Source organism: Paraclostridium sp. MRS3W1 (assembly GCF_032465715.1).
In the GTDB taxonomy this organism is placed as follows: domain Bacteria; phylum Bacillota; class Clostridia; order Peptostreptococcales; family Peptostreptococcaceae; genus Paraclostridium; species Paraclostridium dentum.
In genome coordinates this window covers 1-21,644 of the sequence record NZ_JAWDJM010000091.1, presented here as the reverse complement: position 1 = coordinate 21,644, position 21,644 = coordinate 1, and the positions used below count along the sequence as shown (strand labels likewise).

Sequence of the window (21,644 nt, the reverse complement as noted above, 5' to 3'; positions counted from 1 at the left end):
TTACCTTCCTTATTTTATGAAAAACTATATTCAGTTTTATTAATCATATTATTTAAAACTTCATTACTTACATGATTATTTTTTATTTTATAAGCTAGTAAACACGCTCCCATATCTGGTTCCAATATAGGTTTTATAAGCTTTACATTATATCCCTTTAAATTATTTTTTATCGGGTTAATAATTAAGTCTCCACTTTTAAATACTCCCCCTGAATAAGATATAGTTATTTCATCTTCAAATTCCAATTCATTTATTATCATCTTTACTAATAAACTAAGCTCATATCCAGCTAAGTTAAATATATCTAATGCATTTTCATCATTTAATTTAGCACTTTCAAAACATATTTTAGAAAACTGTGCAATTTGAGTTCTATCTTTATTTATTTTATTTAAAATATAGTCAATTATTTCAAAATCATCATCTATAGCTAAGTATTCCCTAACTTTTTCATAAATCAAACCTCTATTTAGTCTTTTATCAGCTTCTTTTGAAAATACTTCGATAGTTTTTTTTCCTATCCAATGTGCAGATCCTTCATCTCCTACATAATCTCCCCATCCACCACATCTTATTGTATTTCCATATAAATCTTTTCCAAGTGCAATCGAGCCCGTTCCACTAACTATGTTTATTCCAGGTTTACCTGCTAGAGAACCTTCAAATCCAGCTTCTACATCATTTCCAATTCTAAAGTCAATTTTATTAAATACTCGTTCACATATACAATTTATTTTTTTCACAACACTTTTAACTTCTCCATATCCAGGAATACCAAGAAAAACACTATCTATTTTATCAATATCTACGTTTGATTTTTCTATAATTTTACTTAATCCTTCGTTCAATGTATCTTCTAATCCATCAAATCCTACTTGCTCATAATGAGTCGTTTTCGTTGTATATTGTGTAATTTTTTCCCCCATATTATTTATCATGGTAAATGTAGTTTTTGTACCTCCACCGTCTACCCCTATATAATACATATACGCCCTCCTATATTGGTAGATTAAGTTTTTTTAACATATTCATTTACTTCAATTTCATCTATAAATTTATTAATATCATCTAAATTTATAGATCCTGTCGATATGTTCATTGCATTTGACATTCCACATGCATTTGCTAATTTCAAAGTATTTTCTAAATCATAACCTTTAGCTATTCCTAAAGCAAAACCAGCTATACTAGAATCCCCACTTCCAACAGGGTTTATAACCTCTATTTTAGGTATTTCAACTTTATATATATAATCTTTATTTATAAATACCATTCCATCTTTTCCCATTGATACACATATATTTTTTACTCCACTTGAAAGCATACTTTCTGCTACACTTACAATATCCTCTATACTTTTTATTTTTGCTCCACTTAAATTTTCTAGTTCATCAATATTAGGTTTTATAAGATATGGACTTGAGTTCATCCCTAATCTAAGACTTTCCCCACTACTATCTAAGATAAACTTTATATTTCTTTGATTGCATATTTCTCCAATTTTAAAATAATAATCTATTGGCAAGCCCTTTGCTAAGCTACCTGATGCAACTAAAACACGTGTATCTTTTAAAACTTCTTCTAAGTCTTTTTCAAATCTATTAATTTCTTCTTTACTTATATTTGGACCTTTTTCTAACACCTCTGTACTTACATTGTTTGAATCCATTATATTTAAACAAATTCTAGTCTCTTCTTGTATAGGTGTAAATTTGTTTTCTATTCCTATATCTTTTAATTTATATTTTATATATTCACCATTAAATCCACCTAAAAATCCTATACAATTAACATCTTCTCCAAGCTTCCTTAGAACTTTTGCTACATTTAACCCTTTTCCGCCTGCAGTTGGGTTAACTAAATCAGCTCTTTGAACAGAACCAATTTCAAATTTATCTAATTTATATAATCTATCTATAGATGGATTAAATGTTATAACTGATATCATGTGCTTTATTCTCGCTCTTACACATCTTTATTTTTTCAACTACAACATCATACATAGCATTCTTTGCAGGCACTAGATATTGTCTTGGATCAGATGCATTAGGATTTTCATTAAAATATTCTTTTATAGCATTTGAAAAAGGTATTTTAAGTTCTGTTGCTATATTTACTTTACATATACCTTTTTCAATTGATTTTTGAACTGATTCATAAGGTACTCCAGACGCACCATGAAGAACTAATGGTACCTCAACCATATTTTTAATTTTTTCTAATCTATCAAAGTCTAATTTAGGTTCACTTTTATAAAGTCCATGAGCTGTTCCAATTGCAACTGCTAGTGAATCAACTCCTGTTCTTTTTACAAATTCATACGCTTCTTTTGGATCTGTTAAAAATGCATCTTTTTCATCTACATTTAAATCATCCTCTATTCCACCTAGCTTTCCTAGTTCAGCTTCTACAGTAGCTCCATATAAATGAGCGAATTCAACTACATCTTTTACAATTTCTATATTCTTTCTAAACTCGTGCTTCGATGCATCTATCATAACTGATTTGCAACCAAGCTTTATTATTCTTTTTATGTCTTCTACATTTTCATGATGATCTAGATGAAATGTTAATGGTATATTGTTTAGCTCACTTGCTTTTTCAATTATAGCTAAAAGGTAGTTCTCATCTGCATACTTTACAGTTGATGGAGTCGCAGCTAAAATAACTGGTGATTTCAAGTTTCTAGCTGCACCTAAAACAACTTGTATTGTCTCTAAATTGTGTATATTAAAAGCCGGAACTGCGTATCCCTCTTTTTGAGCTTTTATTAAAATTTCTTTAGTTGATAACAAACTCATATTCCTTTCCCCCTATTTTTATTTATTTAAATCATGTAGTATAACCCCTTGTACTACTCTGTTTACCTCTCCTGTTGGACATGGATTATCTGGTGTAATTCCTAACTCTTTAGATTTTAAAAATGATAATATCTGACCAAATATTATTTGTTGTAATGGAAGTAAGGCTTCATTTTCTATGTTGTAATCAATATTTTCTATATTAAATACATAATCAGCTTTGTCTTTTAAATTTTGATTTATGTTTGAGCCTATTAATACAACTTTATCTTTTTTTCTATGCGCTAACATTTCTTTAGCCAAATCTAAATCATAAAGCCTAGTGTAATTTTCATTTGATATATAAATTACAGTTATACTTTCATCGTTTATAACGGATTTAGGCCCATGTCTAAAACCTAAAGGCGTATCATAACTTGCATTTACTTTACCAGCTGTTAGCTCTAAAACTTTCAGTGCACTCTCCCTAGCTATACCTTTACTTGTTCCAGAACCTAAATATATTATTCTTTCAAATTTTTCTTTTGCTAGTTTATCTATTGATTCTAAATTTGTTTCTATAAATTTTTCTACAGATTTTGAAAGATTTTTTATATCTTCTATAAACATTTCAATTTCTTCAATATTAAATACTCCTAAACAACTTAAAACCATAGTTGTAAAACTACTTGTCATTGCAAAGCCTAAATCATTTGTCTCTGATGGCATAAGAAGTAATAAACTTTTTTCATCATCTTTCGTATTTAATGCCAATTTTCCATTTTCATTACAAGTTATTATGATTTGGTATAAATCATCTATAATTTCATTTGCTAATTTTACTGCGTGTACACTCTCTGGTGAATTACCTGATCTTGCAAATGAAACTAAAATAGTTGGTATATCTTTTATAAGATAATTACTAGGATTTGCAACTAAGTCTGTTGTAGCTATTGCTTCCACTTTTTTGTTTAATAATTTCGTTAAATAAGGTTCGCAAGTTTCTCCTGCAAATGCAGATGTTCCAGCACCTGTTAATATAATTCTGCAATTTTTTTTACTAGTAACATCTTCAATAAATTTTTTTATATCACCCCTATTGTCATATAAATTACTTGCAGCCTCTCTCCATACTCTAGCTTGCTGTGATATTTCTTTTGCAGTGTTTAATCCCTTACAAGATTCTAGTGTTTCTATGTCTATCCCCAATATTTTTTTAGATACAGCTTCCAATTGTACTCCTCCTTATTATTCTTTATATTAATATTGTATTGATTTAAGTTTAATAAGTATTTGCAATTTCGTACTTACGTTTTGTACTTTTATACGTTTTTATCAATTTTTATATTTATTGAATAATTATTAATTCAATTGTCAATCCTCCTATTACAAGTTATTAGGAGGATAATTATGTTTTATTTATTAACTTCAAACAAAGCTGAAAGAAACAATGATATTTATACAGTTGGATGTGAATTGATCAAAAAAGTTGATTTAATTTTAGATTGTCAAAACCCAGAAATTTTAAATTCAATTTTTTTAGATTCAGATATAGAAAATGAAATTTATAATAACAAAGTTAAAGAACCTATTGTTTAATTCACAAAAATAAAAACTAGATTATATTTTATAATCTAGTTTTTATTTTGATTTTTTTGTTTTTGTGATATGATTTAAATGTTTAAATAAATTTATGAGGAGGTTATAATGAAAATTTTCAACATATATTTTTTAATTATATCCTGTATATCATTTTTACTTATGTACATAGATAAACAAAGAGCAATTAAACATGAATGGAGAATTCCTGAATCAACCCTTATGACTTTATCTTTAATTGGAGGATCAATAGGTACATATCTAGGAATGTATACATTTAGACATAAAACAAAACATACTAAATTTACTATAGGAGTTCCTATTTGTATAATAATTAATATAGTTTTATATTATTTTTTAGTTTTATAGATTAGCACATTTTTAGTAAATATAATTTCCTTAATTCTAAAAAGGATGTCTTAAAATATTTTAAGACATCCTTTTTGTTTTAGCCTCCGAATAAACTTAGTAATATTCCGGCTGCCACAGCAGATCCTATTACACCTGCAACATTAGGTCCCATAGCGTACATAAGTATAAAGTTTCCTGGATTTTCTTCTTGAGCTACCTTATGCGCAACTCTTGCTGCCATAGGTACTGCAGATACTCCAGCTGCTCCTATAAGTGGATTTACTTTATCCTTTGTAAATCTATTCATAAACTTAGCACAAAGTACTCCCGATCCTGTTCCTATACTAAATGCAATTATTCCAAGTGCAAATATTTTTATAGTTTGTGCACTTAAGAAAACTTGAGCTTCTGCTGATGCGCCAACAGATAACCCTAAAAATATTGTAATTATATTCATTAAAGCATTAGTTGCCGTATCTGAAAGTCTATCAGTAACTGTACACTCTTTAAGTAAATTACCAAACATTAGTAATCCTATTAATGTAGCTGCTGATGGTAATAATAAAGATACTACTATAGTAACTACTATAGGAAATATAATTTTAACTTTTTTAGATACTGGCTTTGATTGTTTCATTATTATATTTCTTTCTTCCTTAGTTGTTAAAGCTTTCATTATAGGTGGCTGTATTATTGGAACTAAAGCCATATACGAATACGCTGCAACAGCTATCGGTGCTAATAAGTGAGGTGCTAGCTTTGTTGTTAAATAAATTGCAGTTGGTCCATCTGCTCCTCCTATAATTCCTATAGAAGATGCTTCTAACCCTGTAAAGCCTAAAGCTAGTGCACCTATAAATGTAAAAAATATTCCAAACTGTGCTGCAGCACCTAATAATATACTTTTTGGATTAGATATCATTGGTCCAAAGTCCGTCATTGCTCCAACTCCTAAGAATATTAACGGTGGGAATATACCCAGTTTACATCCTTGGTATAGATAGTAAAGTAATCCCCCCGGAGTCTTGGTTGCAATTGATCCATTTATTGATTCTTGTGTAAGTGAAACATCATTTATAGATGAAATTGGTGTGTTCATAGCACCTGCTAATGGAAGATTTGTAAGTAACATACCAAAAGCTATAGGCACTAATAATAACGGTTCAAATCCTTTTGCTATTGCTAAATATAATAATACACAGGCGATTAATATCATTACAATTTGTCGCCAATCCATATTAACAATACCCATTGATTGAATAAAATTATTAATAACTTCTCCCACGGGTAAGTCCCCCTTTTAAAAATTTGTAATTATTTAACCTATAGTTATTAAAGCATCCCCTGCGCTTACAGACGCTCCTTTTGATACATCAACTGACTTAACTGTACCATCAGAACTTGCCATTATTTCATTTTCCATTTTCATAGCTTCAAGTATTAATAATACTTGCCCTTTTTTAACACTATCTCCAACTTTTACACGTACATCATTTATTGTTCCTGGCATAGGTGCTGATATAGTTCCTCCTCCAGCAGATGGTGCATTTTGAGTTTGCTTAGGTTGCGCTTTTGGCGCTGCTTGTGGCTGTACTTGTTGAGTTGCTACTTGTGGTCTTTGCACAGATGCCTGACTGCCTAGCTCTTCCACCTCTACTTCGTATGTATTTCCATTTACAGTTATATTATATTTTTTTATCATCGTAAACTCCCCCTGTTTTACTTTGTAATATTTTTAGGCATTCTTTCCCAACTTGATTTATTATTATTAGTTCTTTGTATTTTTCTAACTATTATATTATTTGTGCTATTTCCTGTAGCTGCTGCAATTGATGCAGTTATAACTGAAACTAACTCTTCTATATTTTCATTACTACTTTTATTTTCAATTGAGGCTTCTTGAATTGGTTCTACGTCAGCTACTGTTTTTTGTTTTTCAGTTCTATCTATTTGCAATATTTTTATTATAAGAGATATTATAATTAAAACTATAAAAACTACTACCATTGAAAGAATTGCTACACAAACTCCCGCTAAAAGTTTTTCCCCTATTGAAATTGAAGCTGAAGGATCTTTTAGAGCTTCTAATAATTGGCTAATATTCATAATTTACCACCTTCCTATAAAGGTATATTTCCATGTTTTTTAGGAGGTCTCTCTTCACGCTTAGATGCTAATGTATCAATAGCATCTGCTATTCTTATTCTAGATAATGAAGGTTCTATTACATCATCTATATATCCTCTTTCAGCCGCCTTATATGGAGTTGCAAATTCATCTGTATATTCTTTTATCTTAATTTCTCTCATTTCTTTTTGATCTTTAGCATTTTTAATATCGTTTTTAAATATTATATTGGCAGCTCCACTAGGTCCCATAACTGCAACTTCTGCTGTTGGCCAAGCAAATACCATATCAGCTCCTAAATCTTTAGAACACATTGCAAGATATGAACCACCATAAGCTTTTCTAGTTATTAATGTAATTTTAGGAACTGTAGCCTCACTATATGCGTAAAGCATTTTTGCACCATGACGGATTATACCTCCATATTCTTGAGATGTTCCTGGTAAAAATCCTGGTACGTCAACTAAACTAAGTATAGGTATATTAAATGCATCACAAGTTCTTATAAATCTTGATGATTTATCTGATGCATTTATATCAAGTGATCCAGCCATAATCTTTGGTTGATTTGCAATTATTCCGATACTTTCACCATTTACTCTTGCAAAACCTGTTATTATATTTTGAGCAAAGAATGGTTGAACTTCATAAAAATCACCATCGTCTATTATTTCATATATAATTTCTTTCATATCATATGGTTTATTTGAACCATCTGGTATTATACTATTTAAATCATCATTTTTTCTATTTGGATCATCTTGACATTCTACTATAGGTGCTTTTTCAGAGTTGTTGGAAGGTAGAAACGATAATAATTTTCTTATTTGAGCTATACAATCTTCATCATTTGAAGCCATAAAGTGAGCAACTCCAGAAGTTGTATTATGAGTTGATGCTCCTCCTAATTCTTCAGCTGTTACTTCTTCTCCAGTAACAGTTTTTATAACTTGAGGTCCTGTTATAAACATTTGGCTAGTCTTATCTACCATATATACAAAGTCTGTTAATGCTGGAGAATAAACAGCGCCTCCTGCACAAGGCCCCATTATTGCAGAAATTTGAGGAACTACACCTGATGCAATTGTGTTTTTATAAAATATTTCTCCATATCCTGCAAGTGCATCAACAGCTTCTTGAATTCTAGCCCCACCTGAATCATTAAGTCCAACAACAGGTGCCCCTAGCTTTAAAGCAGTATCCATAACTTTTCCAATTTTTTTAGCATGCATTTCTCCCAGTGACCCGCCAAGCACAGTAAAGTCTTGTGCAAATGCACAAACTAATCTTCCTTCCACTTTACCATATCCTGTAACTACACCTTCTCCTGGTATTTCTTTATTTTCCATTCCAAAGTTTGTACATCTATGTTTTACAAATGCATCTAATTCAACGAATGTATTTTCATCAAATAATTGATTTAATCTTTCTCTTGCAGTTAATTTGCCTGATGAATGTTGTTTATCTATTCTTTTTTGTCCCCCACCTTGTTCTATTTTATGTCTTTTTTCATAAAGTAAATTTAACTTTTCTTGTGACACAAAATCACCCCCAAATTTTTGTTATATTTAGTTTCTTTCACTTAGTTCTAATAAAACTCCATCTGTTCCTTTTGGGTGGCAAAATGCTATTTTAGCATTACCAGCTCCATATCTTGGTTTTTCATCTATCATTTTATATCCCTTAGCCTTAACTTCTTCTATAGCTTTTTCTATATTGTCAACTCTAACTGCAACGTGTTGTATTCCTCCACGTCCACCATTTTTTGCTATAAATTTAGCTATTGGTCCATCTTCTGTTGTAGATTCTAATAGTTCAAGTTCTGTATCTCCAACTGGTAAAAAAGCTACTTTTACCTTTTGATCTTCAACAATTTCAGTCCCTTGACATTTTAATCCCAATACATCTTCATAAAACTTTAAAGTTTCCTCTAAGTTATTAACAGCTATTCCTACATGATCAACTCTTAATATATCCATAACTACTCCCCCTTGTTATTTTGTAACTTTTTCAAATAACATATTACTTATAGAGTATGGGTCAATTTCTTTACTTATAGTTTTTAATAATAAATCATCAACCTCTTTTGTATACTCTAAATTTTTAACTAAACTAGATACTTTCTTTTGGACTAATTCCTTAACTTCAATTCTATTTCTTTCTAATCTTTTTTCATTTAATTTATTACTTTCTTCTAAAAACTTCCTATGTTTCAATATATTTTCATAAACTTTATCTACTCCATCACCAGTTTCAGCAATAGCTAAACTTACAGGTGGTCTAAATTCCCAATCTTTCTTAAAGTCTAACATCATTTCTATCTCTAATGATGTTCTCTTTGCCCCATCTTTATCTGCCTTATTTACTGCAAATACATCCGCAATTTCCATAACTCCAGCTTTTATTGCCTGTATATCATCACCTAATCCTGGTACCATGACAATAAGAGTTGTGTCTGCAGTTTTAACTATATCTATTTCTGATTGGCCAACCCCTACAGTTTCTATAAATATATAATCACATCCATAAGCATCTAAAACTTTTATAGCAGCTTGAGTTGCATTAGATAGTCCACCTAAACTTCCTCTTGTTCCCATAGATCTTATAAATACATCTTTATCTGTATTTAAGTCATTCATTCTGATTCTATCCCCAAGTATAGCTCCTTTTGTAAAGGGACTTGTTGGATCTATTGCTATAATTCCTACTTTTTTACCCTCTTTTCTTATAAGTTTAACTAACTTATCAGTTAAAGTAGATTTTCCAGCACCAGGAGGACCTGTTATCCCTATAACATAGGCCCTTCCAGTGTGTTTATATATGTCTTTTAAAGCATCTTCATATCCAGGCTGCTCATTTTCTACAATAGTGATAAGTCTAGCACAATCTCTTTTTTTGCCTTCTAGTACCCTATTCACTATATCTTTCATATTTATCTCCTTTTTAAGCTAATGCTCTTTTAAGATTCTCTCTAATAAAGTCTATAGTCATTGAAGTTGGAGTTCCTGGAGTAAATATTTCTGCAATTCCTTTTTCTTTTAAGTATGGAATATCATCTTCAGGAATTACTCCTCCACCTATTACTAATATATCATCAGCTTCTTCTTCATTTAACAATTCTACAACTTTTGGTAGTAAGTGGTTATGAGCTCCTGATAATATACTCATTGCAACAACATCAACGTCTTCTTGTATAGCTGCTGCTACAATTTGTTCTGGAGTTTGTCTAAGCCCTGTATATATAACCTCCATACCAGCATCTCTTAATGCTCTTGCTATTACTTTAGCTCCTCTATCATGTCCATCTAATCCTGGTTTTGCAACTAATACTCTTATTGGTCTCATATCAATATACCCCCTATATCATAACCGTTTGTTTATATTCACCAAACTCTTCTCTCATAACGCCACAAACTTCTCCTAATGTAGCATATTCTCTAACTGCTTCTAATATATATGGCATTACATTTTCATCAGAGTTACAAGCTTTTCTAAGTGCTTCTAGAGCTTGTTTAACTTTTTCACCATTTCTTCTTTCTTTAAGTTCTTGTATCTTTTCTTTTTGTCTTTCTCCAACCATTGGATCAACTTTTAATAATCCTTTTGGAGCTTGTTCTTCTATTTGGAATTTATTAACTCCAACTATAATTCTATCGTTATTTTCAATTTCTTTTTGATATCTATATGCGCTATCCATTATTTCTTGTTGTATAAATCCTTTTTCTATAGCTTGTGGTGCGCCACCTAATTCATCTATTTTTTCTATTAATTTTAATGCTTCTTCTTCTATTTGGTTAGTTAAACTTTCTACATAATAAGAACCTGCTAATGGATCTATACTATCTGCTACTCCACTTTCGTGTGCTACAATTTGTTGTGTTCTAAGTGCTACTCTTACTGAATCTTCTGTTGGAAGTGCTAGTGCTTCGTCTTTTGAATTTGTGTGTAATGATTGAGTACCTCCAAGTACTGCTGCTAATGTTTGAATTGCCACTCTGACTATGTTATTTTCAGGTTGTTGTGCTGTAAGTGTACAACCAGCTGTTTGAGTATGGAACTTAAGTGCCCATGATTTTGGATTAGTCGCTTTAAATCTTTCTTTCATAACTTTTGCCCATATTCTTCTTGCTGCTCTAAATTTTGCAACCTCTTCTAATAAGTTGTTGTGTGCATTGAAGAAGAATGATAATCTAGGTGCAAAGTCATCTACATTTAAACCTGCTTGTATTGCCGAATTTACATATGCTATACCATCAGCTAATGTAAATGCTACTTCTTGAACTGCATTTGATCCTGCTTCTCTTATATGATAACCTGATATACTTATCGTGTTCCATTTAGGTACTTCTTTTGAACAATATTCAAATATATCAGTTATTAATCTCATGGATGGTTTTACTGGGAATATATATGTTCCCCTTGCTACATATTCTTTTAATATATCATTTTGTATCGTACCTCTTAATTTGTCAGCTGAAACTCCTTGCTTTTCAGCAACTGCTATGTACATTGCTAAAAGTACTGATGCTGGTGCATTTATAGTCATTGATGTAGATACCTTGTCTAAAGGTATACCATCAAATAATATTTCCATATCTGCTAATGAATCTATACAAACTCCAACTTTTCCAACTTCTCCCTCTGATATTGCATCATCTGAGTCATAACCCATTTGAGTCGGAAGGTCAAATGCTACTGAAAGCCCCATAGATCCTTGATCTATTAGATATTTATATCTTTTATTTGATTCTTCTGCTGTTGCAAATCCAGCATACATTCTCATAGTCCAGAATTTTCCTCTATACATTGTAGGTTGAACACCCCTTGTATATGGATACTGTCCTGGATATCCTAGATCATTTTCATAATCAAATTCTGCATCTAATGGTGTATATAACCTTTTCATTTCTTGCCCTGTGTCAAACTCGAATTTTTCTTTTCTTTCTGGGAATCTAGCTATAGACTTATTAACTTTTCCTTCCTCCCATTTATTAAAGCTCTCTTGAATTTGTTCCTTGTTTTTCGTCATATGAACTCCCCCTATTCTTTATCTCTAAACAATTATGATTTTTTAGAGATTATATATATTAAGTTTTAATATAAATTTTTAATAAATACCCCTTCACTAAAATTATTACATACCTTTACCTAAGATTGCAATCGTTTTTATGCAAGTTTTATTTCATCACTGAATTCCACTTTAAAATTTGAAATTTTCAAAATTTAATCTTTCATACTGTCAAACTTTAATTTTGAAAATATAGATAAATTCAATCAATTCATGTATCTTTTGATTGAATTTATCTACTTACAATGCAACTATTACTTATTTTTCTTCATTATTATAATAAAAAATTTTAATTTTTATTTAATCATACTTCCATCATCTAGAAATTTTTTATGCCATGATAAAGATTCTTCTAAAATATGTGGTGTATGTTTATACTTACCTTCGCAAGCTCTATTGAAGTAATCATATAAAGCATCTTTATAGTCAGGATGTGCACAATTTTTTATTATTTCTTCTGCTCTTTCCTTTGGCGATAGTCCTCTTAAATCTGCTACACCTTGTTCTGTTACAATTACCATTACATCATGTTCTGTATGATCATGGTGTGATACCATAGGCACTATACTAGATATTTTTCCATCCTTAGCTATTGATTCTGTTGTAAAAATAGTTAAATAACCATTTCTAGAAAAATCACCTGATCCTCCAATTCCATTCATCATTCTGCTACCCATTATATTAGTTGAATTAACATTTCCATATATATCTACTTCTATTGCAGTATTTATAGCTATTACGCCTAATCTTCTAGCAACTTCAGGACTATTACTTATCTCTTGAGGTCTAAGAATTAATTTATCTTTATATTTACTAAAATTCTCATAAAAATTGTCTAGTCTTTCTGGAGATATAGTTAATGATGTCCCCGATGCAAATTTTACTTTTCCACACTCTATTAAATCTATAACACTATCTTGTATTACTTCTGAATACACTACCAAGTCTTCAAATTTTGATTCTACCAGGCCTCCAAGAATTGCATTGGCTACACTTCCAACTCCAGACTGAAGAGGCAATAAATTTTTTGGAAGTCGCTTAGCTTCTACTTCTTTTTCTAGGAAACTTATAAGATTTTTAGCCATTTTTTCTGATACTGAATCAATAGGTGCAACAGGTCTTGTTTTATCTTTTATATCTGTATATACTATTGCTGCTATTTTATCTTTATTACAAATAATATATGGAGTTCCTATTTTATCATCAGGTTTGACTAATGGAATTGGCTTTCTATTTGGAGGAACTTCTAAGTTATAAATATCATGTATTCCCTCTAAATCCATTGGTTGAGATGTATTTATTTCTATTATTACTTTATCTGCACACTCTGCAAATACATTTGAATTTCCTATTGATGTAGAAGGAATTATATATCCTTCTTCTGTTATAGCAACTGCTTCTACTAATGCTATATCCATCTTCCCAAAAAATCCATACTTAACCCATTGTGGAGTATGACTTAAATGCATATCTGAATAATTTATAGATGAATTGTTTATAGAGTTTCTACAACTTGAATTTGTTTGATAGGGATACCTTCTTTTTATAATTCCAAGTTCACTTAAAGCTCCGTCTAGTTCTGGTCCAACAGATGCCCCAGTTATAAGTGTAATACCTATATTTTCTCCATTTTTTACTCTATCAGCTAAAGCTAGTGGTACTGCTTTGGGATATCCTGCAGGTGTAAATCCACTAGTTCCTACAACCATATTATCCTCAAATAATTTAGCGGCTTCTTTAGCACTCATTACTTTGCTTTTTAATTCATCACATCTTAATCTTTTATCCATAAGTTTCCCCTCCTAGCATATTTTATTTTAAATCCAATAACTACATCGGTAATTTATGAAGTATTATAGTGAAAATAACCATTCCTAAAAGCGCAAATGGGTACGTTGCTCCATATCCTGCAGCTGGTTCATCACCGCCTAAAGCCTCAACAGCTGCTCCTAGTCCAGGTGTAGATGTCATACCTCCACATATAGCTCCAGATAACATTGGCCAATTGATCTTTAGTACATATTTACCTAAGAAAAATCCAACCATCATGCCTACTGTTCCAACTACTACAGAAACAATTCCTAGATATGCTCCAGCTCCTACTAACGCATCCACAGCCTTGTATCCATATCTTAATCCTACAATCGCTAAGAAAAATGCTAATGCAACATCTCTTATAACGCCTAGAACCTTTGAGTCCATTCTGAAACTTATACTTCCAACTTTACCTATATAGCCTAGTATTAATGATCCTATCAAAACTCCACCTGTTGAACCTAAGCTAAAATAGCCTATAAATGGTAGATATATATTTATATTTCCAATTATATATCCGAATGTACATGCTATTACAAATCCTAAAATATCAAACTTACTTTCTTTTATTTCTTTGGATGAGTTGCTTGATTTCTTTGCATCCTCTAATTCTTTTTTATATTGCAATTTCTCTTTTTCTACATCTATTTTAAATATTGTTGGGAAGAAATTTACAGCTAATATAACTATCAATACTCCAAATGGATATCCAATTGCATGACCTGCTCCAATGCTTGCTTCTGCATTTACTATATACTGTTGCTTTATATCATCTGTTAATTGAAATTCATTTAAATCTTTTGGTATATCTTTTATTCCCGCCATTTTTAGAAATTGTTCTTTTTCTACTAGGTTCATATCGTTAAACTCTGCTACTCTTTGAGTTGCATGCCCCCTAGCTGTTTCTATTGCCGCTGCTAAGCCTGGTGAACTTGTAAGTGCTCCAGTGTACACCCCAGATACTTCATATGGATTTGAGTCATCACTAAACAATGTAGCTCCATACGTTGCTACGGCACTTGTGCATGTTATCATCATACCAAGTACTACAAATTTCAGGCCATATTTTTTTAATACTATACCCATATCTTTTGCTGCTAATAATCCTACTGCACAAACAAATAATATTAAAAATATTTCAAAAAAATCACTCGATACTACACCTGCTGATAGTAATTCTTGTGCAGACTTAAATGCTTGAGAACCTTCAGGTACATTTGCTGCGTATTTAAAAGCCCCCCATCCAATTATAAGTCCTGTGAATAATGCTCCTGATATACCAAACTTAAATTTTCCAAACTTAAGTTTTCCAAATATAAGTCCCGTGACAATTGCTATGAACATAAGCATAAATTGGCTTAAAAATACATCTGCAAAATTAAAACTCATATGCATTCCTCCTATTAAATTTTTATTGTAAATTCCTGAAAGTTAATTAGATATGATTTGATTTGCTTGATTGAATAAAATATTGTTAAGTTAGTAAATATATTGCCTTTAAGAATATTCTATATAAGTATTTAATAAATGTATAATACATAGTTTGTTATATATTTATATCAAATTTGTTATATAATCTAGGATGGTGATTTTATTAAATGGAACTCCTTCATCTTAAATATTTTCAAACAGTTGCAAAAACTCAACATATGACTAATGCCGCCAAAAAATTACATATAGTTCAACCTGCTTTAAGTAGAATTATTAACTCATTAGAAAAAGAAATCGGCGTCGATTTGTTTGATAGAAATGGAAAAAAGATAATTTTAAATTCAAATGGAGAGATGTTTTTAAAAACGGTTAATGAATCACTTTCAATTTTAGAAAATGGAGTTAAGGAACTTCTCGATACTAACAACCAATCAAAACCGGAGATAAAGCTTTTAGTTCTAGCTGGATCTAACACCTTGCCTAATTTAATTTTAAACTTCAAAAAAGCTCATCCCGACACTACCTTTAAACTTCTTCAACATGTTGACGGTGAAATAGATTATAAAAATTTTGATTTTTGTATATCCTCTACATTAGATGAGGTCCATGATCCATTTTCTATAACCTTATTAGAAGAAGAATTATTTATAGGTATGCCTAGTAACCATCCTCTTGCTACTAAAAGTACTATATTTTTAGAAGAAATCGCAAATGAAAATTTTATAAGCTTTCAATCTAATAAACCTTTTAGAACTATTTCTTATTCACTTTGCAAGTATGCAGGTTTTAATCCTACTATAGTCTTTGAAAGTGATGTACCTTCAATAGTTAAACAATTGATTATTGCTGGTCTCGGTATAAGTTTTATACCTGAAATCTCATGGGGTATACATGCAGATGATTCTCTAAAGTTGCTTAGAGTTATAGACCCTGTTTGTAAAAGATACATAAATATTTCTTGGCATCCGGATAATTATATTAGTAAATATGCAAAAGAATTTCGAGATTTTGCAGTTGAATACTACTCTATGTTATAATTTATTAAAGCCTATCTTAAATTCTTAAATTTAATTAAATTGGGCTAATAATAATTTTTTTATAAGGTGGAATCATGTTTAAAAACTTAACTAAAAAAGAAATACTCGATTTATTTAAAGATTCTAAATATACAATAAAAAGCTATAATAAGGAAGATATAATAGCCCTTGAAGGTCATCCTTGTAATTCTATAGGTTTGATTTTAGACGGCGGTGTTGATATTAAAAGATTTTTACCTGGTGATAAAATTATTTTAATGTCATCTTTTTCAAAAGGAAATTTATTTGGTGAGGTCATAACTTTTTCAGATATAAATATATATCCAGCTACAGTTGTATCTAATTCAAAAACTGAAGTAATGTTTATTGATAAATATGACTTTATAGACTTTTGTTCTAATCACAAAAATATATTAATATCATTTTTAAATGATATTACAAATAAAATTGTAGAACTTAATAAAACAGTTAAAACTATTTCTTTTGTAAGCATCCGGCAAAAAATTGTAAGTTTCTTACTTGATGAGTATAACTTACAAAATAGTAATTTTATAAAAATGCCTAAAACTAAAACAAAACTAGCAGAAACTTTAGGAGTTCCTAGACCTTCTTTATCTAGAGAGTTTATAAATATGAAAAATGATAATCTAATTGATTATACTAATGATTATGTGAAGCTTCTTGATATAGAAAAACTTAGGAATATAATAACAGAGTAGGTAATCCTACTCTGTTATTTTAATAAATTTGATATTTTCATAGATGCATAATTAAACATTGAATCTATATTTCCATTGTTTTTTCCTGCTCCTTGGGCTAAAACTTTACTTCCTCCACCTTTACCATCTACTAGCTTTATAGAATCCTTTAATAACTCATTCATATCAAGTTTTTCTATTCCTTTTGATGTAGCAAATATAAAGTTAACTTTATCTTCATTTTTAACTGCTACTAAAGCTATTGTGTTTTCATTTTCAACTAACTTAGAAACAATTTTAGATGCATATTTTATATTTTCATTTTCATATATTTTTTTAATTAAAGATATATCTCCTATTTTTTCTCCTAAATCTATCATTTCTTTAACTTGATATCTAGCTATTTCACTTTCTATTTTCTTATTATATTGTAATGTATCTTCTAGGTTTTTATGTAAGTTCTTAATTCCATTAATAGCGTCTTTATCTCCACACTTTAGGTATCTACATATATCACTTAAACAATTATCTCTGTCCATGCTGTACTCAATTGCTCTTTTACCTGCCAAATACTCTATTCTAGTAGCATTTCTACATTTTTCAAATCTTTTTATTTTTATCATTCTAAGAGATAGTGTTGATCTTGGATGTACACCACAACATGCATTTATATCTAAATCTCCTATTTTTACAACTCTTATTTGTTCATTAGTCTTAGGCAGATCTCTTCTTAATCCCATCTTTTTTAATTCTTTTTTATCAGGAGTTAAAAACTCTGCATATATATCTCTATTTATAATTTCATTTGCAAAATTTTCAGCTTCCTTAATTTGTTCGTCAGTTAAAAAACCTTGTATATCTACAGTGCTAATATCTTGTCCTAAGTGAAAACCTACTGTATTTGCATTAAATAACTTGAAAAAGCATCCAGATAGGACATGTTGACCAAAATGTTGATTCATGCCATCTTCTCTTTTTTCCCAATCTATACTACATTTTACTTTATGTACTTTTATAGGCTTAGTTTTTGTTACATGAAATACTAATCCATCTTCTTCATATACATCTATTACTTCGTGATTATCAATTTTCCCAGTATCACAAAACTGACCTCCTCCTCCAGGGAAAAAAGCAGTTTTATCTAATTGAATATGAAAATTAGAATCTTTTTCTTTTATATCAACAATTTCTGCTGTAAATTCTTTTATATATTGATCTTTGTAATATAATTTTTCCATTTTGTACTCCTTTTTATTTGATATATACAAGTATAAACTAAAATCCACATTTCTATCAATGTGGATTTTTATAATTTACCTTATTCAATTCCTAATATCTTAATACCTTCTTTATCACATTTTATATGAAGAGGGAAATCAGGACCTCTTTCTCCATCTATATCTGTCACTATATTTTCTTCACAATCTATATACAAATCATCTGTTTTAAAATATATAATTTCATTGTATTTATCTATAGGTGCTCCTTTTATAATATCTAAAAGAAGTGGAATAGTTTTAGGTATTGGCATTGCCTTAAAAATTATTACATCTAAGTATCCATCATCTAACATAGCATAATGCGCTAAGTTTATATTTCCTGCAGTTCTTCCATTTAAAACTAAAATCAAGTACATATCACCTTCGTACTCTAACTCTTTTGACTTAACATGTACACTAAATTTTCTTAAATGAAGTGCATCTTCTATTCCCTTTATTATATATGATACTCTACCTATAGAATTTTTTAGATTTTCATCTACTCTTTGTGAAACATCTGTAAACATACCCGAACTTGCAATATTTACAAAGTAATCTTCATTAATAATTCCTAAATCTATATTTGTAGGTTTTGAATTAATTATCTTATCTATTGCTAAATTTATGTCTAATGGTATCTTAAGCACATTTGCAAAATCATTTGCAGTTCCTGTAGGAAGTATTGCAATTGGCAAATCTATATTGTTTTTTTTCATGAAGTTTACAAGTCTATCTATACTTCCATCTCCTCCGGCAACTAAAATATACTCATAGTTATCCTTAATATCTTCTAACCCTTTTTCCATGGTATTGTTTTTAGATACTCTATATGGCACAATTGTATATCCATTATCTTGAAATTTAGATATTATACTATCTAGCTTGTACACTATTTTTTTATCACCAGAATTTGGATTGTATATAAACTTAATTTTTTTCATCTACATCACCACTTTTCAATTATGTATATAACAAGTTCTATATCTATTTTAATATTATGTTTACTTATAAGCAATTATATTATAAAAATATATTTATATTAAATTTTTTGTTCCATTTTTATAATATATCCATATACTGTTATTATATATTTTTTAAGGAGGTTGTATGTCCAAACAAACAAATTACTATAATAACTGTAATTCATTTGCTAACCAATATATGTTTTTAGTAGCGATATTCGCATCTATAATAGGTCAAGAAATTGATGATGATGAGGATTTAGGGATATTGGGATCTTTTTTGGTTGCACTTGGAGAAGAGCTTGCTCTAGCTTCAGAAATTAGAATAACTTGTAAAGCCAGACTTGAAAGTAACAATAACACTGAAACACAAACTCTAGATTCATTTGACAGGTCATACATAGTAAAAAGAAAAAAGAAAAAAGTTATTAAAAAGAAAGGTACTAGTAAGTAAAAACTGTATCTTTCTTTTTTTAAATTCCTATATAATACAAAAACTGTTATAATAGTTTAGTAAATTAAAATAACTATAAGGGTGATAAAATGAACTTAATTACATTAGAAAATATAACAAAGAGTTACTCTGAAAAAGTACTAGTTAACAATATATCTTTAGGAATAAATGATGGAGAAAAAATAGGCCTTATAGGTGTTAATGGTACTGGTAAATCTACTTTACTTAAAATAATATCAGGTGCAGAAGAACCTGATAGTGGTACTGTAACTAAACCTAATAAAGTTAGAATAGAATACCTTCCTCAAAATCCATATTATGATGAAAATGCTACAGTTCTTGAGCAAGTTTTTAAAGGAACATCTAATGAAATGAAACTTCTTCGTGATTATCAAAGTATATTGGACAGTTTAAGCGAAAACTTTAATGAAAATTTAAATAATGATTTAATAAAATTACAAGAAAAAATTGATGCTCTTAATCTTTGGGACCTTGAGAGCGAAGCAAAATCAGTTTTAACAAAGCTTGGTATCGTTAATTTTAATCAAAAAATTGCTGAATTATCTGGAGGTCAAAGAAAAAGAATATCACTTGCGTCAGCACTTATAACACCTTGTGAGCTGTTAATTTTAGATGAACCTACAAACCATTTAGATAATGATACTATAGACTGGCTAGAAGAATATTTAAATAACAAAAACTTATCATTACTTATGATAACTCATGATAGATATTTTTTAGATAGAGTTACAAATAGAATAGTTGAACTTGATAAGGGTAGACTTTTTAGTTATGATGGAAATTATTCTGCATTTCTTGAGAAAAAAATGGAAAGATTAGCTCTAGAGTCTAGCATGGAACAAAAAAGACAAAGCTTAATAAGAACTGAACTTGCTTGGGTTAGACGAGGAGCTCGTGCTCGTACAACTAAACAAAAAGCTAGACTTCAACGATTTGATGACCTTGTCAATACTGAGGTATTATCAAATAATGAAAATCTTGAAATAACTACTGCCTCAAGTAGACTTGGTAAAAAAATTATAGAAATTCATAATATATCTAAATCATTTGGAGAAAAAAAATTAATCACCGATTTAGAGTATGCAATTGCTAGAACTGATAGAATTGGAATAATAGGTAAAAACGGTATAGGTAAATCAACTTTAATAAACATATTAAATGGTAAATTAAATCCAGACTCTGGTCATATAGAAATTGGTGAAACAGTAAAAATCGGTTGTTTCTCTCAAGATGATGCTCATATGAATTTAGAAATGCGTGCTATAGATTATGTTAAAGAAGTTAGTGATTACATAGAAACGTCTGATGGTCAAAAAATAACTGCATCTCAATTGTGTGAAAGATTTTTATTTGACGGAACCATGCAATATACACTTATTAAAAAACTTTCAGGTGGAGAAAGACGTAGACTTCATCTTTTAAGAACCTTAATGTCTGCACCTAATGTGCTTCTTTTAGATGAGCCTACAAATGACTTAGATATAGAAACATTAAATAGACTTGAAGATTATTTAGATGAGTTTCCAGGCGTAGTTATATGTGTTTCTCATGATAGATATTTCCTAGATAGAATATGTAATAAAATATTTGCATATAGCGGAAATGGTGAAATAGACATTTTTACTGGTAACTATAGTGATTATCTAATATTTAAAGAAAGTCAACCTGACGAAATTGAAATTGTTGAAGAAAAACCTAAAAACGAAGTAAAAAAAGAAAAACCTAAAAATAATAAAAAATTAAAATTCACATTTAATGAACAAAGAGAATTCGATACTATAGATGATAATATATCTTCTCTTGAAAATAAAATTCAATCTATTGATGATAATTTAGATAAATATTCAACTGATTTTACTAAATTACAAGAAATGCTTGATGAAAAATCAAATTTAGAAAAAGAACTTGAATTTAAATATGAAAGATGGGAATATTTAAATAACTTAGCTGAAGAAATAGATAGTAATAAAAATATAAATTAAAAAATGACCTTTTAAAGGTCATTTTTTAATTTATTTTAATCTTCAATTATATAGAAG

General features: G+C 29.6%; 22 protein-coding genes. 6 read left to right on the top strand and 16 right to left on the bottom strand.

Annotated elements, in window-relative coordinates:
• Positions 1 to 14: 14 nt before the first annotated feature.
• The 4 genes from RWY47_RS06880 to RWY47_RS06865 are packed head-to-tail and all read right to left on the bottom strand — an operon-like array spanning position 15 to position 4,016.
• Positions 15 to 989 carry an N-acetylglucosamine kinase gene (locus RWY47_RS06880; protein ID WP_316030278.1) on the bottom strand — a complete coding sequence of 325 codons (975 nt, stop codon included), beginning with the start codon at positions 987 to 989 and terminating at the stop codon, positions 15 to 17.
• A gap of 23 nt (positions 990 to 1,012) precedes the next feature.
• The gene (gene pfkB, locus RWY47_RS06875; RefSeq protein WP_150842564.1) at positions 1,013 to 1,951 is read right to left on the bottom strand and encodes a 1-phosphofructokinase; all 939 of its coding nucleotides are present in this window, start codon (positions 1,949 to 1,951) and stop codon (positions 1,013 to 1,015) included.
• Positions 1,929 to 2,804 (bottom strand): tagatose bisphosphate family class II aldolase, encoded by an 876-nt coding sequence (locus RWY47_RS06870; RefSeq protein WP_150842563.1) that lies wholly within the window; start codon positions 2,802 to 2,804, stop codon positions 1,929 to 1,931. The genes pfkB and RWY47_RS06870 overlap by 23 nt, the downstream gene beginning before the upstream one ends.
• An 18-nt stretch (positions 2,805 to 2,822) precedes the next feature.
• The gene (locus RWY47_RS06865) at positions 2,823 to 4,016 is read right to left on the bottom strand and encodes an SIS domain-containing protein (protein ID WP_150842562.1); all 1,194 of its coding nucleotides are present in this window, start codon (positions 4,014 to 4,016) and stop codon (positions 2,823 to 2,825) included.
• Positions 4,017 to 4,193: 177 nt separating this feature from the next.
• Here RWY47_RS06865 and RWY47_RS06860 point away from each other — a divergent pair, with 177 nt between their 5' ends.
• Positions 4,194 to 4,382, top strand: a complete 189-nt coding sequence (locus RWY47_RS06860) for a hypothetical protein (protein WP_021429162.1) — start codon at positions 4,194 to 4,196, stop codon at positions 4,380 to 4,382.
• A gap of 108 nt (positions 4,383 to 4,490) precedes the next feature.
• Positions 4,491 to 4,751, top strand: a complete 261-nt coding sequence (locus RWY47_RS06855) for a DUF1294 domain-containing protein (protein ID WP_025162018.1) — start codon at positions 4,491 to 4,493, stop codon at positions 4,749 to 4,751.
• A gap of 79 nt (positions 4,752 to 4,830) precedes the next feature.
• On the opposite strand, the gene RWY47_RS06850 is transcribed toward RWY47_RS06855, so the two are convergent.
• The 10 genes from RWY47_RS06850 to RWY47_RS06805 all read right to left on the bottom strand — a co-directional run bounded on the left by RWY47_RS06850 (position 4,831) and on the right by RWY47_RS06805 (position 15,132).
• Positions 4,831 to 5,985, bottom strand: a complete 1,155-nt coding sequence (locus tag RWY47_RS06850) for a sodium ion-translocating decarboxylase subunit beta (RefSeq protein WP_035780102.1) — start codon at positions 5,983 to 5,985, stop codon at positions 4,831 to 4,833.
• Between the two features lie 66 nt (positions 5,986 to 6,051).
• Positions 6,052 to 6,435, bottom strand: a complete 384-nt coding sequence (locus tag RWY47_RS06845) for a biotin/lipoyl-containing protein (protein WP_206198390.1) — start codon at positions 6,433 to 6,435, stop codon at positions 6,052 to 6,054.
• A 17-nt stretch (positions 6,436 to 6,452) separates the two neighbouring features.
• Positions 6,453 to 6,839, bottom strand: coding sequence for an OadG family transporter subunit (locus tag RWY47_RS06840; RefSeq protein ID WP_150842560.1), 387 nt, complete (start codon positions 6,837 to 6,839; stop codon positions 6,453 to 6,455).
• 14 nt (positions 6,840 to 6,853) lie between these two features.
• Positions 6,854 to 8,401 (bottom strand): methylmalonyl-CoA decarboxylase subunit alpha, encoded by a 1,548-nt coding sequence (gene mmdA, locus RWY47_RS06835; protein ID WP_150842559.1) that lies wholly within the window; start codon positions 8,399 to 8,401, stop codon positions 6,854 to 6,856.
• A gap of 27 nt (positions 8,402 to 8,428) precedes the next feature.
• Positions 8,429 to 8,839 (bottom strand): methylmalonyl-CoA epimerase, encoded by a 411-nt coding sequence (gene mce / locus RWY47_RS06830; protein ID WP_021429076.1) that lies wholly within the window; start codon positions 8,837 to 8,839, stop codon positions 8,429 to 8,431.
• 15 nt (positions 8,840 to 8,854) lie between these two features.
• The gene (gene meaB / locus RWY47_RS06825) at positions 8,855 to 9,790 is read right to left on the bottom strand and encodes a methylmalonyl Co-A mutase-associated GTPase MeaB (RefSeq protein WP_021429070.1); all 936 of its coding nucleotides are present in this window, start codon (positions 9,788 to 9,790) and stop codon (positions 8,855 to 8,857) included.
• Between the two features lie 13 nt (positions 9,791 to 9,803).
• Positions 9,804 to 10,205, bottom strand: coding sequence for a cobalamin B12-binding domain-containing protein (locus RWY47_RS06820; protein ID WP_021429170.1), 402 nt, complete (start codon positions 10,203 to 10,205; stop codon positions 9,804 to 9,806).
• Positions 10,206 to 10,218: 13 nt separating this feature from the next.
• On the bottom strand, positions 10,219 to 11,889 hold the full coding sequence (locus RWY47_RS06815) for an acyl-CoA mutase large subunit family protein (protein WP_021429222.1): 1,671 nt from the start codon (positions 11,887 to 11,889) through the stop codon (positions 10,219 to 10,221).
• Between the two features lie 335 nt (positions 11,890 to 12,224).
• Positions 12,225 to 13,718: an acetyl-CoA hydrolase/transferase family protein gene (locus tag RWY47_RS06810; protein WP_168931757.1), complete on the bottom strand. Its 1,494-nt coding sequence runs from the start codon at positions 13,716 to 13,718 to the stop codon at positions 12,225 to 12,227.
• Positions 13,719 to 13,758: 40 nt separating this feature from the next.
• Entirely contained in the window at positions 13,759 to 15,132 is a 1,374-nt protein-coding gene (locus RWY47_RS06805) for a hypothetical protein (RefSeq protein ID WP_150842558.1), read from the bottom strand.
• Positions 15,133 to 15,341: 209 nt separating this feature from the next.
• On the opposite strand from RWY47_RS06805, the gene RWY47_RS06800 reads away from it, so the two are divergent.
• Together RWY47_RS06800 and RWY47_RS06795 are read left to right on the top strand one after the other, a co-directional pair.
• The gene (locus RWY47_RS06800) at positions 15,342 to 16,211 is read left to right on the top strand and encodes a LysR family transcriptional regulator (protein WP_148550868.1); all 870 of its coding nucleotides are present in this window, start codon (positions 15,342 to 15,344) and stop codon (positions 16,209 to 16,211) included.
• A gap of 74 nt (positions 16,212 to 16,285) precedes the next feature.
• Positions 16,286 to 16,930, top strand: coding sequence for a Crp/Fnr family transcriptional regulator (locus RWY47_RS06795; protein WP_052169256.1), 645 nt, complete (start codon positions 16,286 to 16,288; stop codon positions 16,928 to 16,930).
• A gap of 14 nt (positions 16,931 to 16,944) precedes the next feature.
• On the opposite strand, the gene RWY47_RS06790 is transcribed toward RWY47_RS06795, so the two are convergent.
• Both RWY47_RS06790 and RWY47_RS06785 read right to left on the bottom strand, forming a co-directional pair.
• The gene (locus RWY47_RS06790; protein ID WP_168931759.1) at positions 16,945 to 18,147 is read right to left on the bottom strand and encodes an alanyl-tRNA editing protein; all 1,203 of its coding nucleotides are present in this window, start codon (positions 18,145 to 18,147) and stop codon (positions 16,945 to 16,947) included.
• 80 nt (positions 18,148 to 18,227) lie between these two features.
• Positions 18,228 to 19,109, bottom strand: coding sequence for a YegS/Rv2252/BmrU family lipid kinase (locus RWY47_RS06785; protein WP_025162011.1), 882 nt, complete (start codon positions 19,107 to 19,109; stop codon positions 18,228 to 18,230).
• Positions 19,110 to 19,275: 166 nt separating this feature from the next.
• Between RWY47_RS06785 and RWY47_RS06780 the strand changes: the two genes are divergently transcribed.
• The gene (locus tag RWY47_RS06780; RefSeq protein ID WP_021429060.1) at positions 19,276 to 19,584 is read left to right on the top strand and encodes a hypothetical protein; all 309 of its coding nucleotides are present in this window, start codon (positions 19,276 to 19,278) and stop codon (positions 19,582 to 19,584) included.
• Between the two features lie 89 nt (positions 19,585 to 19,673).
• Positions 19,674 to 21,587, top strand: coding sequence for an ABC-F family ATP-binding cassette domain-containing protein (locus RWY47_RS06775; protein ID WP_150842556.1), 1,914 nt, complete (start codon positions 19,674 to 19,676; stop codon positions 21,585 to 21,587).
• Positions 21,588 to 21,644: the final 57 nt, after the last annotated feature.

Bases quoted from the DNA above. Each gene is read 5' to 3' on its own strand.
- RWY47_RS06880 (WP_316030278.1), bottom strand. From the start codon at position 989: ATGTATTATATAGGGGTAGACGGTGGAGGTACAAAAACTACATTTACC.
- pfkB (WP_150842564.1), bottom strand. From the start codon at position 1,951: ATGATATCAGTTATAACATTTAATCCATCTATAGATAGATTATATAAA.
- RWY47_RS06870 (WP_150842563.1), bottom strand. From the start codon at position 2,804: ATGAGTTTGTTATCAACTAAAGAAATTTTAATAAAAGCTCAAAAAGAG.
- RWY47_RS06860 (WP_021429162.1), top strand. From the start codon at position 4,194: ATGTTTTATTTATTAACTTCAAACAAAGCTGAAAGAAACAATGATATT.
- RWY47_RS06855 (WP_025162018.1), top strand. From the start codon at position 4,491: ATGAAAATTTTCAACATATATTTTTTAATTATATCCTGTATATCATTT.
- RWY47_RS06850 (WP_035780102.1), bottom strand. From the start codon at position 5,985: ATGGGTATTGTTAATATGGATTGGCGACAAATTGTAATGATATTAATC.
- RWY47_RS06845 (WP_206198390.1), bottom strand. From the start codon at position 6,435: ATGATAAAAAAATATAATATAACTGTAAATGGAAATACATACGAAGTA.
- RWY47_RS06840 (WP_150842560.1), bottom strand. From the start codon at position 6,839: ATGAATATTAGCCAATTATTAGAAGCTCTAAAAGATCCTTCAGCTTCA.
- mce (WP_021429076.1), bottom strand. From the start codon at position 8,839: ATGGATATATTAAGAGTTGATCATGTAGGAATAGCTGTTAATAACTTA.
- meaB (WP_021429070.1), bottom strand. From the start codon at position 9,790: ATGAAAGATATAGTGAATAGGGTACTAGAAGGCAAAAAAAGAGATTGT.
- RWY47_RS06820 (WP_021429170.1), bottom strand. From the start codon at position 10,205: ATGAGACCAATAAGAGTATTAGTTGCAAAACCAGGATTAGATGGACAT.
- RWY47_RS06815 (WP_021429222.1), bottom strand. From the start codon at position 11,889: ATGACGAAAAACAAGGAACAAATTCAAGAGAGCTTTAATAAATGGGAG.
- RWY47_RS06810 (WP_168931757.1), bottom strand. From the start codon at position 13,718: ATGGATAAAAGATTAAGATGTGATGAATTAAAAAGCAAAGTAATGAGT.
- RWY47_RS06805 (WP_150842558.1), bottom strand. From the start codon at position 15,132: ATGAGTTTTAATTTTGCAGATGTATTTTTAAGCCAATTTATGCTTATG.
- RWY47_RS06800 (WP_148550868.1), top strand. From the start codon at position 15,342: ATGGAACTCCTTCATCTTAAATATTTTCAAACAGTTGCAAAAACTCAA.
- RWY47_RS06795 (WP_052169256.1), top strand. From the start codon at position 16,286: ATGTTTAAAAACTTAACTAAAAAAGAAATACTCGATTTATTTAAAGAT.
- RWY47_RS06790 (WP_168931759.1), bottom strand. From the start codon at position 18,147: ATGGAAAAATTATATTACAAAGATCAATATATAAAAGAATTTACAGCA.
- RWY47_RS06785 (WP_025162011.1), bottom strand. From the start codon at position 19,109: ATGAAAAAAATTAAGTTTATATACAATCCAAATTCTGGTGATAAAAAA.
- RWY47_RS06780 (WP_021429060.1), top strand. From the start codon at position 19,276: ATGTCCAAACAAACAAATTACTATAATAACTGTAATTCATTTGCTAAC.
- RWY47_RS06775 (WP_150842556.1), top strand. From the start codon at position 19,674: ATGAACTTAATTACATTAGAAAATATAACAAAGAGTTACTCTGAAAAA.